Here is a 5,491-nt window from a genome sequence, read left to right as displayed (position 1 = left end):
GCGGTGGGTGTCCGTTTCTTGAGAACTCAACAGCGTGTTAAAAGCCAGTGCCTTTACTGGTCGGGCGTTTCGGCGTCTGGCCACCCCCGTTGGCCCCGGGGCTGTTGTTCCGGGGTGGGGTTTCTTTGAGGCAGGCAGTCTTTCGGGACTGCGTTGCCGGGATTTTCTCTGAGGTTTGGCAGCCTGGACTGGTCCGGGTTGTTCGTAGGCCTTGATGGAGAGTTTGATCCTGGCTCAGGACGAACGCTGGCGGCGTGCTTAACACATGCAAGTCGAGCGGAAAGGCCCCTTCGGGGGTACTCGAGCGGCGAACGGGTGAGTAACACGTGAGCAACCTGCCCCTGACTCTGGGATAAGCCTGGGAAACCGGGTCTAATACCGGATACGACCATTGCGGGCATCCGTTGGTGGTGGAAAGTTTTTTCGGTCGGGGATGGGCTCGCGGCCTATCAGCTTGTTGGTGGGGTGACGGCCTACCAAGGCGACGACGGGTAACCGGCCTGAGAGGGCGACCGGTCACACTGGGACTGAGACACGGCCCAGACTCCTACGGGAGGCAGCAGTGGGGAATATTGCGCAATGGGCGGAAGCCTGACGCAGCGACGCCGCGTGGGGGATGACGGCCTTCGGGTTGTAAACCTCTTTCAGCGGGGACGAAGCCCTTTGGGGTGACGGTACCTGCAGAAGAAGCGCCGGCTAACTACGTGCCAGCAGCCGCGGTAATACGTAGGGCGCGAGCGTTGTCCGGAATTATTGGGCGTAAAGAGCTCGTAGGCGGTTTGTCGCGTCGGATGTGAAAGCCCATGGCTTAACTGTGGGTCTGCATTCGATACGGGCAGACTAGAGGTAGGTAGGGGAGCATGGAATTCCCGGTGTAGCGGTGAAATGCGCAGATATCGGGAGGAACACCGGTGGCGAAGGCGGTGCTCTGGGCCTTACCTGACGCTGAGGAGCGAAAGCGTGGGGAGCGAACAGGATTAGATACCCTGGTAGTCCACGCCGTAAACGTTGGGCGCTAGGTGTGGGGTTCTTCCACGGATTCCGCGCCGTAGCTAACGCATTAAGCGCCCCGCCTGGGGAGTACGGCCGCAAGGCTAAAACTCAAAGGAATTGACGGGGGCCCGCACAAGCGGCGGAGCATGTTGCTTAATTCGACGCAACGCGAAGAACCTTACCAAGGCTTGACATCACCCGAAAACCTGCAGAGATGCGGGGTCCTTTTTGGGCGGGTGACAGGTGGTGCATGGCTGTCGTCAGCTCGTGTCGTGAGATGTTGGGTTAAGTCCCGCAACGAGCGCAACCCTCGTTCCATGTTGCCAGCACGTGATGGTGGGGACTCATGGGAGACCGCCGGGGTCAACTCGGAGGAAGGTGGGGATGACGTCAAGTCATCATGCCCCTTATGTCTTGGGCTGCAAACATGCTACAATGGCCGGTACAGAGGGCTGCGATACCGTGAGGTGGAGCGAATCCCTTAAAGCCGGTCTCAGTTCGGATTGGGGTCTGCAACTCGACCCCATGAAGTCGGAGTCGCTAGTAATCGCAGATCAGCAACGCTGCGGTGAATACGTTCCCGGGCCTTGTACACACCGCCCGTCACGTCACGAAAGTCGGCAACACCCGAAGCCCGTGGCCCAACCTTTGTGGGGGGAGCGGTCGAAGGTGGGGCCGGCGATTGGGACGAAGTCGTAACAAGGTAGCCGTACCGGAAGGTGCGGCTGGATCACCTCCTTTCTAAGGAGCGTCCTGGCTTCGCATCCTGTCTGGGTGTGGGGTCCAGAGCCGCTTTTGGGAGCGGGTGTCTTCCAAGTGGCTGCTCATAGTTGTGGAGCACTGGTTATTCACTGGTTCTTGTATGCGGGTCTGCTAGTACCGCCCATCGTTTGTGGTGGGAGTGGGAACGGGGATGCCGGGTGCGGGGGCTGGTGGGCACGCTGTTGGGTCCTGAGGGAACGGGCGTGAGCTCGGGGCCTCTGGACTGCGGGGCCGATGTTCATGCTCTTTGCGGGGTGTGGCTCGGTGGTCCCGGTTGTTTTTTGAGAACTGCACAGTGGACGCGAGCATCTCTGATGAGACCTCGATTTTTGTTGGGGTTTTGTCGCTGCTAGCAGTTTGTTCGTCTTGTGTGTTCAAGTGTTTAAGGGCATACGGTGGATGCCTTGGCACCAGGAGCCGATGAAGGACGTGGGAGCCTGCGATATGCCTCGGGGAGTCGGCAACCAGACTGTGATCCGGGGATTTCCGAATGGGGGAACCTGGCACCCGTCATGGGGTGTCGCCGCCGTCTGAATGTATAGGGCGGTTGGTGGGAACGCGGGGAAGTGAAACATCTCAGTACCCGTAGGAAGAGAAAACAATAGTGATTCCGTGAGTAGTGGTGAGCGAAAGCGGAGGAGCCTAAACCGTGCGCGTGGTAAAGCCGGCAGGCGTTGCGTGTGCGGGGTTGTGGGAGCATCCGGTTGGATCTGCCGGTCCAGCGAAGAGTTATAAAGTCTCGTGATAGTCGAACGGCTTGGGATGGCCGACCGTAGACGGTGAGAGTCCGGTAGACGAAATCGCGGGGCCTCTTGGGTGTTTTCCCGAGTAGCACGGAGCCCGTGGAATTCCGTGTGAATCTGCCACGACCACGTGGTAAGGCTGAATACTTCCTGGTGACCGATAGCGGACCAGTACCGTGAGGGAAAGGTGAAAAGTGCCCCGGTGAGGGGTTGTGAAAGAGTACCTGAAACCGTGTGCCTACAAGCCGTCAGAGCCTGGGCTCTCATCTTCGGGTGGGGGTTTGTCGGGTGATGGCGTGCCTTTTGAAGAATGAGCCTGCGAGTTATGGTGTGTGGCGAGGTTAACCGGTGGCGGGTAGCCGTAGCGAAAGCGAGTCTGAAGAGGGCGTTTGAGTCGCATGCTGTAGACCCGAAGCGGGGTGATCTAGCCATGGGCAGGGTGAAGCGCCGGTAAGACGGTGTGGAGGCCCGAACCCACCAGGGTTGAAAACCTGGGGGATGACCTGTGGTTAGGGGTGAAAGGCCAATCAAACTCCGTGATAGCTGGTTCTCCCCGAAATGCATTTAGGTGCAGCGTCGCGTGTTTCTTGCCGGAGGTAGAGCTACTGGATGGCCGATGGGCCCGACAAGGTTACTGACGTCAGCCAAACTCCGAATGCCGGTAAGTGAGAGCGTGGCAGTGAGACTGCGGGGGATAAGCTTCGTAGTCGAGAGGGAAACAGCCCAGATCATCGGCTAAGGCCCCTAAGCGTGTGCTAAGTGGGAAAGGATGTGGAGTTGCCGTGACAACCAGGAGGTTGGCTTAGAAGCAGCCATCCTTGAAAGAGTGCGTAATAGCTCACTGGTCAAGTGATTCCGCGCCGACAATGTAGCGGGGCTCAAGTACACCGCCGAAGCCGTGGCATTGCGCCCGTGTGGGTGTGATGGGTAGGGGAGCGTCCTGCGTCCGGTGAAGCCGTGGAGTGATCCGACGGTGGAGGGTGTGGGAGTGAGAATGCAGGCATGAGTAGCGATTCACGCGTGAGAAACGTGTGCGCCGGATGACCAAGGGTTCCTGGGGCAGGCTGATCCGCCCAGGGTAAGTCGGGACCTAAGGCGAGGCCGACAGGCGTAGTCGATGGATAACGGGTTGATATTCCCGTACCCGCTGGTATGCGCCAGCGCTGAGGCCGTTGATGCTAACCATCCGATCCGTCTTGGGGACCTTCGGGTTCTCTTGTGCGGGGAGCGTGGGACCCGATGCGGTAGTAGGTGAGCGATGGGGTGACGCAGGAGGGTAGCTCAGCCCAGGCGGTGGTTGTCCTGGGGTAAGCCTGTAGCCCGGTGTGCAGGTAAATCCGCACACTGTACGGGTGAGGGGTGATGCCGAGCCGTTTTAGGTGAAGTGAGTGATCCCATGCTGCCGAGAAAAGCCTCTAGCGAGTGTGCCGGCGGCCCGTACCCTAAACCGACTCAGGTGGTCGGGTAGAGAATACCGAGGCGTTCGGGTGAACTGCGGTTAAGGAACTCGGCAAATTGCCCCCGTAACTTTGGGAGAAGGGGGGCCGCGTCTGGTGATCGCCCTTTTGCGGTGGGAGCTGGGTGCGGTCGCAGTGGCCAGGGGGAAGCGACTGTTTACTAAAAACACAGGTCCGTGCGAAGTCGTAAGACGCGGTATACGGACTGACGCCTGCCCGGTGCCGGAACGTTAAGAGGACCGGTTAGACTCTTTTGGGTCGACGCTGAGAATCTAAGCGCCGGTAAACGGCGGTGGTAACTATAACCATCCTAAGGTAGCGAAATTCCTTGTCGGGTAAGTTCCGACCTGCACGAATGGCGTAACGACTTCCCCGCTGTCTCAACCGCAGGCCCGGTGAAATTGCAGTACGAGTAAAGATGCTCGTTTCGCGCAGCAGGACGGAAAGACCCCGGGACCTTCACTATAGCTTGGCATTGGCGTTTGGTGTGTCTTGTGTAGGATAGGTGGGAGACTGTGAAGCGGGTACGCCAGTATTCGTGGAGTCGTTGGTGAAATACCACTCTGGTCGCATTGAGCGTCTAACCCGCGCCCGTGGATCCGGGTGGGGGACAGTGCCTGGTGGGTAGTTTAACTGGGGCGGTTGCCTCCTAAAGGGTAACGGAGGCGCCCAAAGGTTCCCTCGGCCTGGTTGGTAATCAGGTGGTGAGTGCAAGGGCACAAGGGGGCTTGACTGTGAGACTGACAGGTCGAGCAGGTGCGAAAGCAGGGCCTAGTGATCCGGCATCGGCGTGTGGAAGCGGTGTCGCTCAACGGCTAAAAGGTACCCCGGGGATAACAGGCTGATCTTCCCCAAGAGTCCATATCGACGGGATGGTTTGGCACCTCGATGTCGGCTCGTCGCATCCTGGGGCTGGAGTAGGTCCCAAGGGTTGGGCTGTTCGCCCATTAAAGCGGCACGCGAGCTGGGTTTAGAACGTCGCGAGACAGTTCGGTCCCTATCCGCTGTGCGCGTTGGAGAATTGATGGGGGTCTGTCCCTAGTACGAGAGGACCGGGACGGACGGACCTCTGGTGTGCCAGTTGTCCCGCCAGGGGCATGGCTGGTTGGCTACGTTCGGTCGGGATAACCGCTGAAAGCATCTAAGCGGGAAGCCTTCCCCGAGATGAGTTCTCCCTCCCTGCTCTTTTGGGTGGGGGTAAGGCTCCCAGTAGACGACTGGGTTGATAGGCCAGGCATGGAAGCGCCGTGAGGTGTGGAGTGGACTGGTACTAATAGGCCGAGTGGCTTGACACACACGAGTTTGCTGCTGTGGTTGGTGTTCGCGTCCCTGTGTGGTTCTCGGGAAGCAAACGGGAACCCGTTGTTGATAAGTGGATGACAGGCTTGCCGGCCCTGTTGGGGTTGGTGTTGGTTGTTCGGTGGTTTTGGCGAAGGGGAAACACCCGGTCCCATTCCGAACCCGGTAGTTAAGCTCTTCAGCGCCGATGGTACTGCACGGGCGACTGTGTGGGAGAGTAGGACGCCGCCGGACATT

Annotated in this window: 3 rRNA genes; all 3 read left to right on the top strand. The window is 59.1% G+C overall.

The features are described 5' to 3' along the window. Positions 1 to 211 precede the first annotated feature (211 nt). The 3 genes from ABD879_RS31925 to rrf all read left to right on the top strand — a co-directional run bounded on the left by ABD879_RS31925 (position 212) and on the right by rrf (position 5,488). Positions 212 to 1,734 (top strand): 16S ribosomal RNA (locus ABD879_RS31925). 393 nt (positions 1,735 to 2,127) lie between these two features. Beyond that, positions 2,128 to 5,250 (top strand): 23S ribosomal RNA (locus ABD879_RS31920). A gap of 121 nt (positions 5,251 to 5,371) precedes the next feature. Then, a 5S ribosomal RNA gene (rrf, locus tag ABD879_RS31915) occupies positions 5,372 to 5,488 on the top strand. Together the 16S, 23S and 5S rRNA genes form the textbook arrangement of a ribosomal RNA operon. Positions 5,489 to 5,491: the final 3 nt, after the last annotated feature.

Origin of the sequence: Actinomadura keratinilytica, assembly GCF_039539665.1 — a bacterium.
Taxonomy (GTDB): Bacteria; Actinomycetota; Actinomycetes; order Streptosporangiales; family Streptosporangiaceae; genus Spirillospora; species Spirillospora keratinilytica.
Note: the sequence above shows the minus strand (reverse complement) of the source record. Positions and strands in the feature narration are given on the sequence as shown.